We start from the raw sequence: 16,067 nt of genomic DNA on the forward strand, positions 1-16,067 counted from the left end.
TTACCCGACCCTATCCCCCCGCGCGGCCCGGGGCCGCCGGGCCAGTACGGCGGCCACCGCGAGCAGCGCCAGCCCCGCGGCGGCTCCCGCCGGGGCGCCGAGGCGGGCGCCGCGCTCGGGGCCGCGCACCGGGTCGGGGCCGGGGCCGAAGTAGGGGTGCCCGGCCGGGACGGCCACGGGGAGCGGCGGCTCGGCGGACAGCGACTCGGCGGCCTGGAGGGCGGCCGCCGGGTCCACCAGGCCGAAGCCGCGGGAGTCGTCGCGGCCGCCGGCCGGGGAGTCGGAGGCGGTGCTCTCCAGCAGCTTCTTGATCTGCGCCGGGGACAGCCCGGGGTGGGCGGACCTGACCAGGGCGACCGCGCCGGAGACGAAGGCGGAGGCGGCGCTGGTGCCCCAGCCCTCGTAGTAGGAGCGGTCGGGGTCGGCGATGACCACGTCGACTCCGGGGGCGCTGACGGTGGCGTACCAGCTGCGCGTGGAGAAGGAGGCCTTCTTGCCGTTGCGGTCGACGGCCGCGACGGCGATGACCCCGGGGTAGGCGGCCGGGTAGGAGGCGTGGTCGCCCTGCTCGCCGCCGTTGCCGGCGGAGGCGACGACGACCACCCCCTTGGCGAGGGCGTACTGGACGGCCTCGTCCTCGCCCGCCTCGTGGTGGGCGGAACTGCTGTCGTCGCCGAGGGACAGGTTGATCACGTCGGCGCCGTGGTCGGCGGCCCAGCGGATCCCCTCGGCGAGGGCGCCGCCCTTGCTGTCGCGGGCCTTGGCCCGGCCGGGGTCGCCCTCCTCCAGGATCACGCGGACCGGGAGGATCTTCGCCTGGGGGGCAATGCCGAGGACGCCCGCGCGGCGGTTGGGGCCGTGACCGTGTCCGGCGATGATCCCGGCCATGGCGGTGCCGTGCCGGGCCCAGGCGCGGTCGCCGCGGCCCGCGCCCATGCCGACGAGGTCGGTTCCGTCGAGGACCTGGCCGGCCAGGTCGGGGTGGGTGGAGTCGACCCCGGTGTCCAGGACGGCGACGGTGACCCCGTTGCCCCGGGTGGTGCCCCAGGCCTCCTCGGCGCGCAGGGCCATCAGGCCCCACTGGCGGTCCCGGATGGTGTCGGCGGCGGCCGGGGGCACGGCGACGGCGACGAGGAGGGCTCCGAGGACGATCCCCGCGCCGGCGGCGCCCCGCCGCCGCAGCGGCCCGGCTCCCGCGCGGCTCACCAGCCGGGCTCCCGCGCGGCTCATCGGCCCGGCTCCGGCGCGGGCGGGGCCGCGAGGGCCCGTACGCCGCGCGCCACTTGGTCGGCGACGGCCATGGCCTCGTGGCCGAGGCCCGCCTGGGCCACGGCTCCGGTGGCGTCCTTGGCCATCGTGTCCTCGGCGGGGCGGGGGGCGTCCAGGATCCGGCCGTCGGCGAACGCGGAGACCCCGTAGACGACGACGGGTGCCTCGGGGAGCACGGAGGCGGTCCAGGCGGCGCGCCGGTCGTCGGGGAATCCGTAGCCGGGCGGCGGGGTGAGCCGGCCGCGCAGGGCGTTCATGGCGGCGGCGTCGCCAGGGGTGAAGACCATGCCGACGGTGACCAGCGAACTGCGGGTGGCGTCGGTGTAGGTGGCCCGGAGCACGCGGGTGCAGCCGGCTCCGGCGAGCAGGGCCTGCCAGTCGGCGGCGAGTGCGGCGGGGCAGCCGGCGTCGGGGGCCAGCGCGATGCGGGTCCACGTGCGGTCGGCGCCGCCGGGCCCGGCGTCCTCTCCGGTGAGGACCGGCGGGAAGAGGGTGTCGACGGGGGTGTCGTGCCAGAGGGAGGCGGCCTTGCGGTAGGCGGCCCCGGCGGCCAGGGGCCGCTGCTCGGCACGGTGTTCGGCGACGGAGGTGTAGCCGGCGGCTCCGGTGAGGCCGAGGCCCAGGAGCCCGCACACGAGGGCGGCGAACACCCTTCCGGGCCGCCGCCGGGGCGGGGCAGGGGGCCGGTCGGGCGCGGACAGGACCTCGCCGTGCGGTGTGGACGTGCTCATCCGGCGGCTCCGCCCCCCGTTCCGTACGGCTGCCTGCCCCCAACCTTACGCGTCCGCCCCCGCGTACCCGCCTGCGCGGGCCCGCGGGGGCGGACGGTCTCACGGAGTGGTCTGCTACTGGGTGACCTGATCGCCCCTCAGCGCCGGTACGAACTGGTCGAGCTCGTTGCGCCAGTACCGGTTGATGTTCAGGCGGGTCGGCTTCTCGTCGCCCGGGAAGAGGAAGCGCAGGGAGCTCCACAGGGTGTTGCGGTTCACGTCGGTGACCTTGTCGCGGGCCTCGGCGAGCGGGATGACGTGCACGAGCTCCTTGGGGCGGTTGCTGACCCGGGAGGCGCGGTGGACGACGACGACCTGCTCGGTCAGCGTGACGAAGTAGTACTTCACGAAGAGCTGGCCGATCAGGCCGAGCTCGTTCATCAGCCAGGGGCTCGGGCCGGTGATGGTGTGGAAGGTGACCACCGGACGGTCGGTCGGCTCGATCTCGCGAATCGCCTGTGCGACCTGCTCCTGCATGGTGGACTTACGGATCGCCATCTGGCGCTTCCCCCTGAATAGTGACTCCCCGCCGGACGTCGGCCGGGGACGGGCGAGGGTACTCACATTCGAACGGCTGTCTCAACGGCCAAAATGGGGCATCCGCTGGTCGAGACCAAACATTGACCAGTCCGTCACCTGGAGCCTCTGACCTGGCCGGGAACCCGGGAACCTGTGAACCCCGCTCAGCCCCCTACCCACGGGTACACCCATCTGGCAGGCTGCCGCCCATGAACTCCCCCGCCGCCGACCGGGCCCGATACGACCGGGCCACCGCGCACCTCGACGCCCCGCTCGCCCTCGTGGATCTGGAGGCGTTCGACGCCAACGCCGACGACCTCGTGCGGCGCGCCGGCGGGAAGCCGATCCGGGTGGCGAGCAAGTCCGTACGGTGCCGCGTGCTGCTCGAACGGGTCCTCGCCCGGCCCGGGTTCGCCGGGATCATGTCGTACACCCTCGGCGAATCGATCTGGCTGGCCCGCTCCGGTTTCGAGGACGTGCTGCTGGCCTACCCGTCGGCCGACCGGGCCGGTTTCGCCGAGCTCGCCGCCGATCCGAAGCTGGCCGGCGCGGTGACCGTGATGATCGACGACCCCGCCCAGCTGGAGCTCATCGACCGGGCCCGGGACGGCGGGACCCAGGAGATCCGGGTCTGCCTGGAGCTGGACACCGCCCTGCAGCTCTTCGGCGGCAGGATGCGCGTCGGCGCCCGCCGCTCCCCGCTGCGCGAGCCGGCCCAACTCGCCGCACTCGCCCGTACGGTGGTCTCCCGGCCCGGCTTCCGGGTCGTCGGACTGATGGGCTACGAGGGCCACGTGGCCGGGGTCGGCGACTCGCTCGCCGGGCGTCCGGTGCGCTCGCGGGTCATCCAGCTGATGCAGAGCGCCGCCCGCAAGGAGCTGGCCGCCCGCCGGGCCGAGGCCGTACGGGCCGTGCGCGCCGTCGTCCCGGACCTGGAGTTCGTCAACGGGGGCGGCACCGGCAGCGTGCAGCAGACCGCCGCCGAGGACGCGGTCACGGAGATCGCCGCCGGTTCGGGGCTCTACGTACCGCGGTTGTTCGACAACTACACCTCGTTCAGCGGCCGTCCGGCGGCGCTGTTCGCCCAGCCGGTGGTGCGCCGGCCCGGCGTCGGGGTGGTGACGGTGCTCGGTGGCGGCTATCCGGCCTCCGGGGCGCCCGGCGCGGACCGGCTGCCGGTTCCCTACCTCCCCCAGGGCCTGCGCTACGACCCCCAGGAGGGGGCGGGCGAGGTGCAGACCCCGCTGCTCGGCAGCCCGGCCGACGATCTGCTGATCGGCGACCGGGTCTGGTTCCGGCACGCGAAGGCCGGCGAACTGTGCGAGCGCTTCGACGAGTTGCACCTGGTCGAGGGCGACCGGGTGACGGCCACCGCGCCGACCTACCGGGGCGAGGGCCGCACCTTCCTGTGACCGGTCCGGCTCGGAAGACGGTTAGAAGACGGTGTCCGTCTGGTCGGGGATGACGCTCGCGTCGCCCCGCAGGACGGGCCCCGGGGTGCCGTCGCGGCCGGTGAAGCCGGTGGTGGCGCAGGGGTACGCGGCCGCCTTCTGCTTCTTCGGCTGGATGAACATCGGGTTCACGATCCACTTGCCGTCGCTGTTGTCGTAGGCGCGGCACATCAGCTCGTTCTTGTTGCGGTTGACGACGAGCCGCAGCGCGGTCGCGTCCCGCAGGAACGTGACGTCGGTGTCGGAGTCGCCCGCGGCGAACACCTGGCGGCGGGCGGCCGGCTGGACCTTCTCGGCCGCGGCGCCGCGGACCCCGAAGACCTGCTTGTTGATCCAGCAGCGCTTGCCGTCCACGTACGTGATCAGCGTGTCCTCGCCGTCCTTGACGGACCCGCAGCCCTGGAGGTGGGAGGTGAACTTCCCGCCGTCCGTGGTGGTGTTGCGGATGCCGATGACGTGCGAGGGGTCCACGCCGACGCCCTTGGCCCACACCTCGACGACCGGCTGCGGCGAGGCCGAGCTGATCCAGACGTCGAAGCCGGCCTTCCGCAGACCGTTGATGAGGTCCTTCTGCTGGTCGTAGTAGCGCACCCAGCCGGTGGCGGTGGTGGAGCCGACCTGCTGCTTGGCATCGACCGGCGCGGCCAGGTTCTCGGTCTGCGCGGCGGCGGCGAAGCCGCGGATCTCGCGGGCGGTCCAGCCCTGCATGAGCTGCGGCAGCCAGGCGTAGGCGGGCTCGATCGTCCGGTGGTCCCAGCCGGCGAAGGCGGGCGCGGCCGCGCGGGTCGCGGCGGCGCCGTAGACGGCGTTCAGCTCGTCGGCGCAGCCCACGCCTTCAGGGGCGCCGGTGGGCAGCGGGGCGCCGGGCTCGGCGAGGGCGCCGCAGGCCTCGGCCAGGGCCTTGACTGCGGCCGGGGTCAGGTAGCGGCTGGTGGTGGTCCAGTCGCCCTTGGCGGGCTGGCGGATCTTGCCGTTGCGCAGCAGCCAGTACATGGTCGCGTCGCCGACGTCGTTCTTGACGACGGTGTTGTCCCAGTCGAAGACGGCGACGGGCTTGGCGCGGCCGGGCCGGTACGGGTTGCACTTGCCGTATTCGTCGATGAGCCGCTGGAGCCGGGCCTGGTTTTCCCCGTACCAGCCGGCCTTGAGCTGGGGGGTGGTGCACGGGGCGCCGGTGCGGGCCGCCTGGGCTGCGGGCGCGGCGGCCACGAGGGTGCCGGCGGCTATCGCGACGGCGGCGCCGACGGCCTGGAGCCGTCGCACGGTGTCGGGTCGGGTCACTGCGGTGGACACTCCTGATTCCTACGAAGATCATCTCGGACGCTAGAGCACGACAGCCGGGCGTCGTGCGACGCCCGGCTGTCGTGGGGATGGCTTCCGGGTGAATGCCCGGTGATGCTGATGGTGCTGGTGATGCTGGTGGTGGTGCCGTGCTGCCTACAGGGGCGTGACGTACGCGCCGGAGATGCCGCCGTCGACCAGGAAGTCGGTGGCGTTGATGAAGGAGGAGTCGTCGCTGGCGAGGAAGGCGACGGCGGCGGCGATCTCGGTGGGCTCGGCGAACCGGCCCAGCGGGATGTGCACGAGCCGGCGGGCGGCCCGCTCCGGGTCCTTGGCGAACAGCTCCTGGAGCAGCGGGGTGTTGACCGGCCCCGGGCACAGCGCGTTGACACGGATGCCCTCACGGGCGAACTGCACGCCGAGCTCGCGGGACATGGCGAGCACGCCGCCCTTGGAGGCGGTGTACGAGATCTGCGAGGTGGCGGCGCCCATCCGTGCCACGAAGGAGGCGGTGTTGATGATGGAGCCGCGGCCCTGGCGCCGCATGTAGGGCAGTGCGGCCTTGCAGCACAGGTAGACGGAGGTGAGGTTGACGTCCTGGACCCGCTTCCAGGCCTCCAGGCCGGTGGTGAGGATCGAGTCGTCGTCCGGGGGCGAGATGCCGGCGTTGTTGAAGGCGATGTCGACCGAGCCGTAGGTGTCGAAGGCGGTCTTGAAGAGGGCCTCGACCTCCTCCGGGCTGGTGACGTCCACCTTCACGAAGGTGCCGCCGACCTCTTCGGCCGCGGCCTTGCCCGCGGTCTCGTCGATGTCCCCGCAGACGACGTTGGCGCCCTCGGAGGCCAGCCGGCGGGCGGTGGCGAGGCCGATGCCGCTGCCGGCGCCGGTGATGACGGCGGTACGGCCGACCAGGCGGCGGCAGACGATCTCTTCGGTGTGCTCAGTGGACATGGGTTCAGGCCTCCGTGCTGATGAAGACGTTCTTGGTCTCGGTGAAAGCGGTGAGGGCGTCGGGTCCGAGCTCGCGGCCGAGCCCGGACTGCTTGTAGCCCCCGAAGGGGGTCCAGTAGCGGACGCTGCTGTGGGAGTTGACCGACAGGTTGCCCGCGGCGACGGCGCGCGAGACGCGCAGCGCGCGGCCGATGTCGCGGGTCCACAGGGATCCGGAGAGGCCGTATTCGGTGGCGTTGGCCAGGCGTACGGCGTCCTCCTCGTCCTCGAACGGCAGGACGACGGCGACCGGGCCGAAGACCTCCTCTGCGGCCACGGGCGCGGTGGGGGCGACGCCGGTGATGAGGGTCGGGGGGTACCAGAAGCCGGGGCCCTCGGGGGCGGTGCCGCGGATCGCGGTGAGGTCGTCGGTGACGTAGGACCGTACGCGGTCCAGCTGGGTCCGCGAGATCAGCGGGCCCATCTGCGTCTTCTCGTCGAGCGGGTCCCCGACGACCACGTTCTCGATCCCGGGGGCCAGCAGCTCCATGAACCGGTCGTAGGCGGAGCGCTGTACGAGGATCCGCGTACGGGCGCAGCAGTCCTGCCCGGTGTTGTCCAGGAAGGCCATGGGCGCCGCGGCGGCCGCCGCTTCGAGGTCGGCGTCCGCGAAGACGATGTTGGGGCTCTTGCCGCCGAGTTCGAGGGTGACGCGCTTCACCCGGTCGGCGCACTTGGCCATGATCTGCTTGCCGACCCGGGTGGACCCGGTGAAGACGATCTTCGCGACTCCGGGGTGTTCGACGAGCGCGTCGCCCGCGACGTCCCCGCGGCCGGGGAGCACCTGGAAGAGGTGCTCGGGGATCCCGGCTTCGAGGGCGAGTTCAGCGAGGCGCAGGGCGGTCAGCGGGGTGGTCTCGGCGGGCTTGAGGATGACGGCGTTGCCGGCGGCCAGGGCCGGGGCCAGGCCCCAGGCGGCGATCGGCATGGGGAAGTTCCACGGGGCGATCACGCCGATGACGCCGAGGGGTTCGAGGAAGGTGACGTCGATGCCGCCGGCGACGGGGATCTGCCGGCCGGAGAGCCGTTCCACTCCGCCGGCGGCGAAGTCGAGCAGGTCGCGGACGTTGCCCGCCTCCCAGCGGGCGTTGCCGATGGTGTGACCGGCTTCGCGGACCTCCAGCCGTGCCAGTTCCTCGATGTGGCCGTCGACGACCGCGGCGAAGCGGCGCAGCAGCCGGGCCCGGTCGGCGGGGGCGGCGGCCGCCCAGATCCGCTGGGCCGCGGCGGCCCGTACGACGGCGGCGTCCACGTCGTCCCGTGTGGCGGCCGGGACGACGGCGACGATTTCCTCGGTGGCCGGATTCAGGACTTCCAGCGCATCGACAGCGGTCACGCTATGCCTCACAGACTTCTCGTTCCGAAGGGAGTTACAGGCGTTCGAAGGAGCGGCGCAGCTCCCAGTCGGTCACCGCGGAGTCGTACGCGTCCAGTTCGACGCGGGCCATGTTCCGGTAGTGGGCGACGACTTCGGGGCCGAAGGCGGCCTTCGCGATCTCGCTGTTCTCCCAGAGCTCGGCGGCCTCGCGCAGGGTGGTGGGGACGTGCGCGTAGTCGGCGGTGTAGGCGTTGCCGGCGCAGGGATCGGGCAGTTCCAGGCGGTTCTCGATGCCGTAGATCCCGGCCGCGACCAGGCCCGCGACGGCGAGGTGGGGGTTGACGTCGCCGCCGGGGAGGCGGTTCTCGAAGCGCATGGAACGGCCGTGGCCGACGACGCGCAGCGCGCAGGTCCGGTTGTCCACGCCCCAGGCGACGGCGGTCGGCGCGAAGGATCCCGGCCGGAAACGCTTGTACGAATTGATGTTGGGGGCGTAGAGAAGGGAGAAGTCGCGCAGCGCGGCGAGCTGGCCGGCCAGGAAGTGGCGCATAACGGGTGACATACCGCCGTGAGCGTGCGCGTCGGGGCCTTCCCCGGCCATCGCGTTGCGTCCGTCGGCATCGTTGAGCGAGAGGTGGATGTGGCAGGAGTTGCCCTCGCGCTCGTCGTACTTGGCCATGAAGGTGAGCGAGACGCCTTCCTGGGAGGCGATCTCCTTGGCCCCGGTCTTGTAGACGGCGTGCTGGTCGCAGGTGGTCAGCGCCTCGTCGTAGCGGAAGGCGATCTCGTGCTGCCCGAGGTTGCACTCCCCCTTGGCCGACTCCACGATCAGGCCGGCGGCCTGCATCTCGTTGCGGATGCGGCGCAGCAGGGGTTCGATGCGTCCGGTCCCGAGGACCGAGTAGTCGATGTTGTACTGGTTGGCGGGGGTCAGGCCGCGGTAGTTGGAGTTCCAGGCCTGCTCGTAGGTGTCCTGGAAGACCATGAACTCCAGCTCCGTGCCCACCATCGCGGTGTAGCCGTGCCCGGCGAGCCGCTCCAGCTGGCGGCGCAGGATCTGGCGGGGCGCGGCGACCACGGGCGAGCCGTCGTTCCAGGCGAGGTCGGCGAGGAGGAAGGCGCTGCCCGGGTTCCAGGGGATCCGGCGCAGAGTGGCGAGGTCGGGGTGCATGGCGAAGTCGCCGTAGCCCCGGTCCCAGGAGGACATCTCGTACCCGTCGACGGTGTTCATGTCCGTGTCGACGGCGAGGAGGTAGTTGCAGCCCTCGGTGCCGTGCGCGAGGACCTCGTCGAGGAAGAACTGTGCGGCGAACCGCTTGCCCTGGAGCCGCCCCTGCATGTCGGGGAAGGCCAGGACCACTGTGTCGATCTCACCGCTGGCGACGAGAGCACGGAGCTCCTCGGTCGAAAGCGGCGGCTTGCGGTCTACCACGGGAATCTCTCCTTCGGTGAGCCGAGGAGGCCTAAGGTATTGAACAGAACCATTGCTTGGGAAGGGGAGGAGCCCACATGACCGATACGGCGAGCGAAGGCGGCGCGATCGCGCGGCTCAATCCCGTACTGCGACAGGTACGGGCGGGCAACGGTTTCGAGGAGGCACTGGAGCAGATCCTCCAGGTGGTCCGGCTCGGACTGGTGCCGGGCGGGGAACGACTGCCGCCCGAGCGCGAGTTGGCCGAGCGGATGGGGATCAGCCGGGTGACGCTGCGCGAGGTGCTGAAGGTGCTCCAGGACCAGGGCCTGGTGGAGGCCCGGCGCGGGCGGTACGGCGGAACGTTTGTGCTGCACCGCCCCGACACCCCGGCCGGGGGAGCCGAGGAGGAGCTGAGGCGGCGGGTCGCCGGCGTGGACATCGAGGACGTGCTGCGCTTCCGCGAGGTCCTGGAGGTCGGCGCGGCCGACCTGTGCGCCTCCCAGGGGCTGTCGGAGAAGGACGCCGACCGGCTGCTGGCCGCACTGACCGCCACCCATGACGCCCCGCTGCCCGACTACCGCCGCCAGGACACGCTCTTCCACCTCACCCTGTGCGAACTCGCCGGATCGGCCACGCTGACGGCCCAGTACGCGGCCGTCCGGGCCACCGTGAACGACCTGCTGGACTGCATCCCGCTGCTGGTGCGCAACCTGGAGCACTCGCAGCAGCAGCACAGCGTGCTGGTGGAGGCGGTTCTGGAGCGGGACGCGGACGCGGCGCGCGAGGTGATGCGCGAGCACTGCTGCGGCACGGCGGCGCTGCTGAGGGGGTTCCTGGCCTGAGAGGGGCGAGGGAGGCAAGGGAGCCGAGAGGGCCGAGAGAGAGGCTTTCGTAACCCCCGTTTAACGCAGGGGTCTTGCGCCCGCCACTCCCCAACGGCAAAGGTACGCCCCACAACCATTGCCCTAGGCAGGAGCGCACATGGCCGACGACACCGGCGCACGGCTCGCAGCCGTGCCCGAACCCACCACGCCCTTGGACGACGCGGCCCCCGCGAACGGCGGTGACGGCTACCTGGAACGCCGTACGCTGCGCCGCGGCAGCGCGGGCTGGCTGCTGCTGACCGGCCTCGGCGTCGCGTACGTCGTCTCCGGCGACTTCTCCGGCTGGAACGTCGGCCTCGCCCAGGGCGGTTTCGGCGGCCTCGCCATCGCCACCGTCCTGATGGGCGCGATGTACGCGTGCCTGGTCTTCTCCCTCGCCGAACTGTCCGCGATCCTGCCCACCGCGGGCGGCGGCTACGGATTCGCCCGCCGCGCGCTGGGCACCTGGGGCGGCTTCCTCACCGGCACCGCGATCCTCATCGAGTACATCCTGGCCCCGGCCGCCATCGCCATCTTCATCGGCGACTACGTCGAATCGCTGAACCTCTTCGGCCTCACCTCCGGCTGGCCCGTCTACCTCGCCTGCTTCGCGGTCTTCATCGGCATCCACCTCTGGGGCGTCGGCGAAGCCCTGACCTTCTCCTTCGTCGTCACCGCCATAGCGGTGACCGCCCTGATCGTCTTCGCGGTCGGCGCCTTCACCGAATTCGACCCCGCCAACCTCGACAACATCGCCGTCGACACCACGGCCGCGGGCGCGAGCTCCTGGCTGCCACTGGGCTTCCTCGGCATCTGGGCCGCGTTCCCCTTCGGCATGTGGTTCTTCCTCGGCGTCGAAGGCGTCCCGCTGGCCGCCGAGGAGGCCAAGGACCCGGTCCGGGCCATGCCGCGCGCCCTGTCGATCTCCATGGGCGTCCTCATCCTCCTCGCCCTGATCACCTTCCTCGCCTCCACCGGGGCCCGCGGGGCCGACGCGATCAAGGACGCGGGCAACCCGCTGGTCGTCGCCCTGGAGGGCGACCCCGGCCTCTCCTGGCTCAAGACCTTCGTCAACTACGCGGGCCTCGCAGGCCTGGTGGCCTCCTTCTTCTCCCTCATCTACGCCGGCTCGCGCCAGCTCTTCGCCCTCTCCCGCGCGGGCTACCTGCCGCGGTTCCTGTCCCTGACCTCGAAGCGCAAGGCCCCGTACCTGGGCCTGCTCATCCCCGGCGCCATCGGCTTCGCACTCGCCGCCGCCACCGGCAACGGCCCGCGCATGCTGAACATCGCCGTGTTCGGCGCGACCATCTCCTACGCCCTGATGGCCCTCTCCCACATCGTGCTGCGCCGCCGCGAACCCGGCCTGGAGCGCCCGTACCGCACCCCGGGCGGCATCGCGACCTCCACCACGGCCTTCGTCCTCGCCCTCTCGGCCCTGGTCGCCACCTTCCTGGTGGACAAGGACGCCGCATTCATCGCGCTGGCCGTGTACGCCGTCGCCCTCGCCTACTTCGCGTTCTACAGTCGGCACCACCTGGTGGCCTCCGCGCCGGAGGAGGAGTTCGCGGCGCTGGCGGAAGCCGAGGCCGAGCTGTCCCGCGACTGATCCCCCATCCCCGCCCCTTCCCCTTCGCTCTGGAGGCAAGAACCGTGCCCAGGCCGCTCATCGGCATCACCACCTACGTCGAGGCATCCACCCGCTACGGGGTGTGGAACGTCCCGACGGCCCTCGTCCCCACCGGGTACTACGAACTCGTCCAGGCCTCGGGCGGCACGGCCGTCCTGCTCCCGCCGGACGATCCGGAGGCGGCGCCGGAGGTGCTGGCCCGGCTGGACGGCCTGGTCGTCGCGGGCGGCCCGGACGTGGACCCGGTCCGGTACGGGGCCGCGCGCGATCCCCGTACGGGCCCGGCGGCGACCCTGCGCGACGAATGGGAGCTGGCCCTCATCACCGCGGCGCTCTCCTCCCGCACCCCCCTGCTCGGGATCTGCCGGGGCATGCAGGCACTGAACGTGGCCCTGGGCGGGACGCTGATCCAGCACATCGACGGGCACTCCGCGGGCGAGGGGATCGTCTCCTGGCACCCGGTCCGCCCGGTCCCGGGCACCCGGTACGCGGCCCTGGTCCCGGAGGAGTCGGAGGTCCCGACCTACCACCACCAGGCCGTCGACCGCCTGGGCACGGGCCTGATCCCCTCATCGCACGCGGTGGACGGCACGATCGAATCCATCGAACTCGACGACTCGTCCCACTGGACCCTGGGCGTCCAGTGGCACCCGGAACGCGACAAGGACACCCGAGTCATGTCCGCCCTGATCACGGCGGCCTGCAAGGTCAGCCCCGCCGGCGTTTGAGGCGCGGGTCCGGGCAGAGCCCGGGGAACGGCGGAAGGGCGGGTAGGGGACCAGCCCCGCAGGGCAGCCCCCGCCCGGCCTCCGGCCTCCCGGGTCCGGGTCCGGGATGCCGGCCCGGCTCCGGCCCGGCCAGCGCCGCGTCAGGGCCCGGCCAGCGCCGCGTCAGCGCCCGGTCAGTGCCGCGTCAGCGACAGCAGATCCCGCGCCGGCCCCGCCGGCCGGGCCCCCGCCGGCCAGACCGCCCGCAGCGCCCGGTCCAGCGGCGCCCCGACCACCGGCACGGACACCAGGCGGCGCGCCGCCAGCTCGTCCCCCACCGCCAGCTCCGACAGCACGCACGGCCCGGCTCCGCTCTCCGCCGCCGCCTTCACCGCCGTGGTGGAGGCCAGTTCGAGCAGCGGCTCCGCCAGCCCCCCGCAGCCGGCCAGCGCCGCGTCCAGGACCTGCCGGGTTCCCGACCCCCGCTCCCGCAGGATCAGCGGGGTCGCCGCCAGCTCCGCCGCCTCCACCCCCTTCGAGCGCCGCGCCCACGGGTGCCGCGGAGCCACCGCCACCACGAGGCGGTCCTGGGCGATCACCACCGAGTCGAGCCCCTCCGGCACGCTGAGCCCCTCCACGAAGCCGAGGTCCGCCTCGTGCGCCAGGACGCGTTCGGCGACGACCGCCGAGTTCCCCGCGTGCAGGGACACCGCCGTGCCGGGGCGCTGCCCGCGCAGCGCGATCAGCCAGCCGGGCAGCAGGTACTCCGCGATGGTCATGCTGGCCGCGACCCGCAGCCGGGAGTCGCGACGGCCCCGTAGCGCCTGCGCGCCCGCGTCGAAGGCCTCGGCCGCCTCCACCACCCGCCGCGCCCAGTCCGTGACCAGCGCGCCTTCCGCCGTCAGCGTCGATCCCCGCGGGGAGCGGTCCACGAGCGCCACCCCGAGCCGGGTCTCCATCGCCCGGATCCGGCTGCTGGCGGCGGGCTGGGTGATCCCGAGCCGCCGGGCGGCCCCGCTCAGGCTCCCGACACGGGCCACGGCCAGCAGCAGTTCCATGGCGCCGAGGTCCGGGACCCGGTGCGCCAGCGGTATCTGTTCCTCGGCCCACTGCTCATTACCCATAACCTCAGTTTATGCCCTCATAGGAACGTGGTCCCTGCCCTTCGGCCCTGCCCGGCGGGACTCTGGATCCATGGCCACCACCCTCGTACGCCCCCGCCCCACCACCCCTGGGATCTCCCGGGCCCACAAGGCCCCCGCACTGCGCCACCTCGGCCCCAACTGGTACGCCTCCGTCATGGGCACGGGGATCATCGCCAACGCCGGCGCGACCCTCCCCTACCAGCTCCCCGGCCAGCGCGTGGTCTGCCAGATCTTCTGGGTCCTGGCCGCCACCGCCCTCGCCGTACTGCTGACCGCCCGGGCCGGACACTGGCTCCACCACCGCGACCAGGCCCGCGCCCACCTCCTCGACCCCGCCGTGGCCCCCTTCTACGGCTGCCTCTCGATGGCCCTGCTGGCCGTCGGCGGCGGCACCCTCATCGTCGGCAAGGACCTCATCGGGGTCCCCGCCGCCGTTGCCGTCGACACGGTCCTGTTCACCGCCGGCACCGCGATCGGCCTCCTGGCCGCCGCCGGCATCCCCTACCTGATGGTGGTCCGGCACAAGGTCGAAGCCCACCAGGCCACCCCCGTCTGGCTGCTCCCCGTGGTCGCCCCCATGGTCTCCGCCGCGCTGGGCCCCCTGCTCATCCCCCACCTGCCCGAGGGCCAGGCCCGCGAGGCCATGCTGCTCGCCTGCTACGCGATGTTCGGGATCAGCCTGCTCGCGACCCTGCTGATGCTGCCCCTGGTGTTCGGCCGGCTGATCGTGAGCGGCCCCCTCCCCCTGGCGCTCACCCCCACCCTGTTCCTGGTCCTCGGCCCCCTCGGCCAGTCCACCACCGCCGTGAACGCGCTCGCGGACATGGCCCCCCAGTCGATAGCCGCCCCCTACGCCGGCGGGTTCGGGGTCTTCGCCGTGGTCTACGGGCTCCCCGTGATGGGATTCGCCCTCCTGTGGCTGGCCCTGGCCGGCGCGATGCTGGTGCGGGCCGCCCGCAACGGCATGGGGTTCGCCATGACCTGGTGGGCGCTGACCTTCCCCGTCGGCACCTGCGTCACCGGCGCCGCCGGGCTCGCCCGCCACACCGGCCTCATCGCCTTCGACTGGCTGGCCGCCGCCCTGTTCCTGGCCCTGGTCACCGCCTGGCTGGCCGCCGCCGCGAACACCCTGCGCGGCCTGTACACCGGCCGACTGCTGGCCGCGCCCCGCTAGGGCCGACCGGCACCGCTCAGACCGGGCCCGCCGCGCGCAGGGCCGCCGCCAGCACCGCCGGGCCCTCGGCCAGCGAGGGCCCGTACCAGGTCAGGTGGCGTCCGCTGACGAGTGCGGCGGGCAGTCCGGGGAAGGCCTCGGGCCCGTCCCCGGCGGTGAAGCGGTACGGCTCGTCCGGGAGCACCACGAGATCGCAGCCCGCCGCGGCCAGCTCGGCCGCCGGGATCCTCGGATACCGCTCCGCGTGCGCGGCGTAGGCGTTGCGCACCCCGAGGCGGGCCAGCAGGTCCCCCGCGAAGGTGTCCCGCCCCAGCACCATCCACGGCCGACGCCAGACCGGTACGAAGGCCAGGCGCGGCTCCCCGGCCGGTGTCACCCGGGCCCACGCGGCCTCGGCGTCCGACAGCCACCCGGGCCGCTCCAGACCCAAGGCCCCGACCAGGACCCGATCCAGTTCCCCGAAGGCCTGCGGGAGGTCCCGTACCTCGGTGACCAGCACCCGCAGCCCGGCCGCCCGCAGCTCCGCGAGGTCGGGGGCCCGGTTCTCCTCCTCGTTGGCGATCACCAGATCCGGGCGCAGCTCCGCGATCCGGCGCACGTCCGGGTTCTTCGTGCCCCCGACGCGCGCCACGTCCCCCAGCTCGGCGGGGTCCGGGTGGGTGCACCAGTCGGTCACGCCGACCAGCGCTCCGGGCGAGCTGACCGCGACCGCCTCGGTCAGGGACGGCACGAGCGAGACGACCCGCATCGGGGCCCGCATCCCGCTCAGTGTCCGGGCGAGGGCGGTTCGGAGGTGGCGTGGATGTGGTCGCCGACCGCGACGATCAGGATCCGGGTGTCCTCGGTGACGGCCCGCCAGCGGTGCCGTACGCCACCGGACAGGAACAGCGCGTCGCCGTTCTCCAGCCGGTACGCCCGCCCCTCGGCCTCCACCTGGCAGGCGCCCGAGACCACGTACATCAGCTCGTCGTTGCGGTGCTGGTACTCGCGGCCGGCGTCCTGGTCCCCGGTGAACTCCAGTGCGTGCAGCTGGTGGTGCCCGCGCACGAGGGGCCGTACGCCGGGAACGGGGGTGAGCCCCGAATCGTCACCGGCCCGTACGAGGTCCACGGTGCGCGCGGTGTCGGAGGCGGCGAGCAGTTCGACGGCCGTGGTCTCCAGCGCGTCGGCGACCCGCTCCAGGGACCGCATGCTGGGCCGGGCCCGTTCGTTCTCTATCTGGCTCAGGAAGGGAACCGAAAGGCCGCTGCGCGCCGACACGGCGGCGAGGGTGAGGCTCAGGGCCCGGCGTCTCTTGCGCACGGCCACTCCCACCCGGAGCGGTTCCTTGGAGTCCTTGTCCCGGTCCCGGTCGTCCGCGCCGCCGTTCACCGCGCTCGTGCCGCTCATGCCGCTCGTGCCGTTCTTGCCGTCGGTGCCATCCCTGTCGTCCATGGCGGGGCTGCCCTCCCCTTGTCCTGGTCCGTCGCACATCACACATCGCACATCGGTGTGCTGTAAGCACCTTACGCAGCAACCGGCCCCGGTTTCGCGCTCAAG

General features: G+C 73.0%; 15 protein-coding genes. 5 read left to right on the forward strand and 10 right to left on the reverse strand.

The features are described from left to right. The 3 genes from mycP to ACFXDJ_RS17135 all read right to left on the reverse strand — a co-directional run bounded on the left by mycP (nucleotide 1) and on the right by ACFXDJ_RS17135 (nucleotide 2,537). Entirely contained in the window at nucleotides 1-1,230 is a 1,230-nt protein-coding gene (mycP, locus tag ACFXDJ_RS17125; protein WP_384849373.1) for a type VII secretion-associated serine protease mycosin, read from the reverse strand. Next, nucleotides 1,227-2,000, reverse strand: a complete 774-nt coding sequence (locus ACFXDJ_RS17130) for a hypothetical protein (RefSeq protein ID WP_384849376.1) — start codon at nucleotides 1,998-2,000, stop codon at nucleotides 1,227-1,229. The genes mycP and ACFXDJ_RS17130 overlap by 4 nt, the downstream gene beginning before the upstream one ends. A 114-nt stretch (nucleotides 2,001-2,114) precedes the next feature. After that, nucleotides 2,115-2,537, reverse strand: coding sequence for a hypothetical protein (locus tag ACFXDJ_RS17135; protein WP_384651307.1), 423 nt, complete (start codon nucleotides 2,535-2,537; stop codon nucleotides 2,115-2,117). Between the two features lie 230 nt (nucleotides 2,538-2,767). Between ACFXDJ_RS17135 and ACFXDJ_RS17140 the strand changes: the two genes are divergently transcribed. Further along, complete coding sequence (locus tag ACFXDJ_RS17140) at nucleotides 2,768-3,970, forward strand: amino acid deaminase/aldolase (RefSeq protein WP_384651309.1); 1,203 nt, start codon at nucleotides 2,768-2,770, stop codon at nucleotides 3,968-3,970. A gap of 21 nt (nucleotides 3,971-3,991) precedes the next feature. On the opposite strand, the gene ACFXDJ_RS17145 is transcribed toward ACFXDJ_RS17140, so the two are convergent. From ACFXDJ_RS17145 to ACFXDJ_RS17160, 4 genes are all read right to left on the reverse strand, one after another. Beyond that, a complete protein-coding gene (locus ACFXDJ_RS17145) occupies nucleotides 3,992-5,290 on the reverse strand; it encodes a haloacid dehalogenase-like hydrolase (RefSeq protein ID WP_384849379.1) in 1,299 nt (432 codons plus the stop codon). A gap of 156 nt (nucleotides 5,291-5,446) precedes the next feature. Beyond that, the gene (locus ACFXDJ_RS17150; RefSeq protein WP_384651313.1) at nucleotides 5,447-6,241 is read right to left on the reverse strand and encodes a 3-oxoacyl-ACP reductase; all 795 of its coding nucleotides are present in this window, start codon (nucleotides 6,239-6,241) and stop codon (nucleotides 5,447-5,449) included. 4 nt (nucleotides 6,242-6,245) lie between these two features. Next, nucleotides 6,246-7,616 (reverse strand): aldehyde dehydrogenase family protein, encoded by a 1,371-nt coding sequence (locus ACFXDJ_RS17155; RefSeq protein ID WP_384849382.1) that lies wholly within the window; start codon nucleotides 7,614-7,616, stop codon nucleotides 6,246-6,248. 34 nt (nucleotides 7,617-7,650) lie between these two features. Continuing rightward, nucleotides 7,651-9,030 (reverse strand): glutamine synthetase family protein, encoded by a 1,380-nt coding sequence (locus ACFXDJ_RS17160; protein WP_384849385.1) that lies wholly within the window; start codon nucleotides 9,028-9,030, stop codon nucleotides 7,651-7,653. Nucleotides 9,031-9,107: 77 nt separating this feature from the next. Here ACFXDJ_RS17160 and ACFXDJ_RS17165 point away from each other — a divergent pair, with 77 nt between their 5' ends. From ACFXDJ_RS17165 to ACFXDJ_RS17175, 3 genes are all read left to right on the forward strand, one after another. Next, on the forward strand, nucleotides 9,108-9,854 hold the full coding sequence (locus ACFXDJ_RS17165) for a FadR/GntR family transcriptional regulator (RefSeq protein WP_384849388.1): 747 nt from the start codon (nucleotides 9,108-9,110) through the stop codon (nucleotides 9,852-9,854). A 139-nt stretch (nucleotides 9,855-9,993) separates the two neighbouring features. After that, on the forward strand, nucleotides 9,994-11,481 hold the full coding sequence (gene eat / locus ACFXDJ_RS17170) for an ethanolamine permease (protein WP_384651321.1): 1,488 nt from the start codon (nucleotides 9,994-9,996) through the stop codon (nucleotides 11,479-11,481). A gap of 44 nt (nucleotides 11,482-11,525) precedes the next feature. Then, nucleotides 11,526-12,230, forward strand: a complete 705-nt coding sequence (locus tag ACFXDJ_RS17175) for a gamma-glutamyl-gamma-aminobutyrate hydrolase family protein (protein WP_384849391.1) — start codon at nucleotides 11,526-11,528, stop codon at nucleotides 12,228-12,230. A 173-nt stretch (nucleotides 12,231-12,403) separates the two neighbouring features. On the opposite strand, the gene ACFXDJ_RS17180 is transcribed toward ACFXDJ_RS17175, so the two are convergent. After that, nucleotides 12,404-13,333: a LysR family transcriptional regulator gene (locus ACFXDJ_RS17180; RefSeq protein ID WP_384651325.1), complete on the reverse strand. Its 930-nt coding sequence runs from the start codon at nucleotides 13,331-13,333 to the stop codon at nucleotides 12,404-12,406. Between the two features lie 70 nt (nucleotides 13,334-13,403). Here ACFXDJ_RS17180 and ACFXDJ_RS17185 point away from each other — a divergent pair, with 70 nt between their 5' ends. Then, on the forward strand, nucleotides 13,404-14,528 hold the full coding sequence (locus ACFXDJ_RS17185; RefSeq protein WP_384849394.1) for a TDT family transporter: 1,125 nt from the start codon (nucleotides 13,404-13,406) through the stop codon (nucleotides 14,526-14,528). A gap of 16 nt (nucleotides 14,529-14,544) precedes the next feature. Here ACFXDJ_RS17185 and ACFXDJ_RS17190 read toward each other — a convergent pair whose 3' ends face one another. Together ACFXDJ_RS17190 and ACFXDJ_RS17195 are read right to left on the reverse strand one after the other, a co-directional pair. After that, nucleotides 14,545-15,276, reverse strand: coding sequence for a helical backbone metal receptor (locus ACFXDJ_RS17190; protein ID WP_384849428.1), 732 nt, complete (start codon nucleotides 15,274-15,276; stop codon nucleotides 14,545-14,547). 17 nt (nucleotides 15,277-15,293) lie between these two features. Next, nucleotides 15,294-15,917, reverse strand: a complete 624-nt coding sequence (locus tag ACFXDJ_RS17195) for a helix-turn-helix domain-containing protein (protein WP_384849431.1) — start codon at nucleotides 15,915-15,917, stop codon at nucleotides 15,294-15,296. Between the last annotated feature and the right edge of the window lie 150 nt (nucleotides 15,918-16,067).

The sequence above is a fragment of the Streptomyces sp. NPDC059443 genome (assembly GCF_042750105.1).
Taxonomy (GTDB): Bacteria; Actinomycetota; Actinomycetes; order Streptomycetales; family Streptomycetaceae; genus Streptomyces.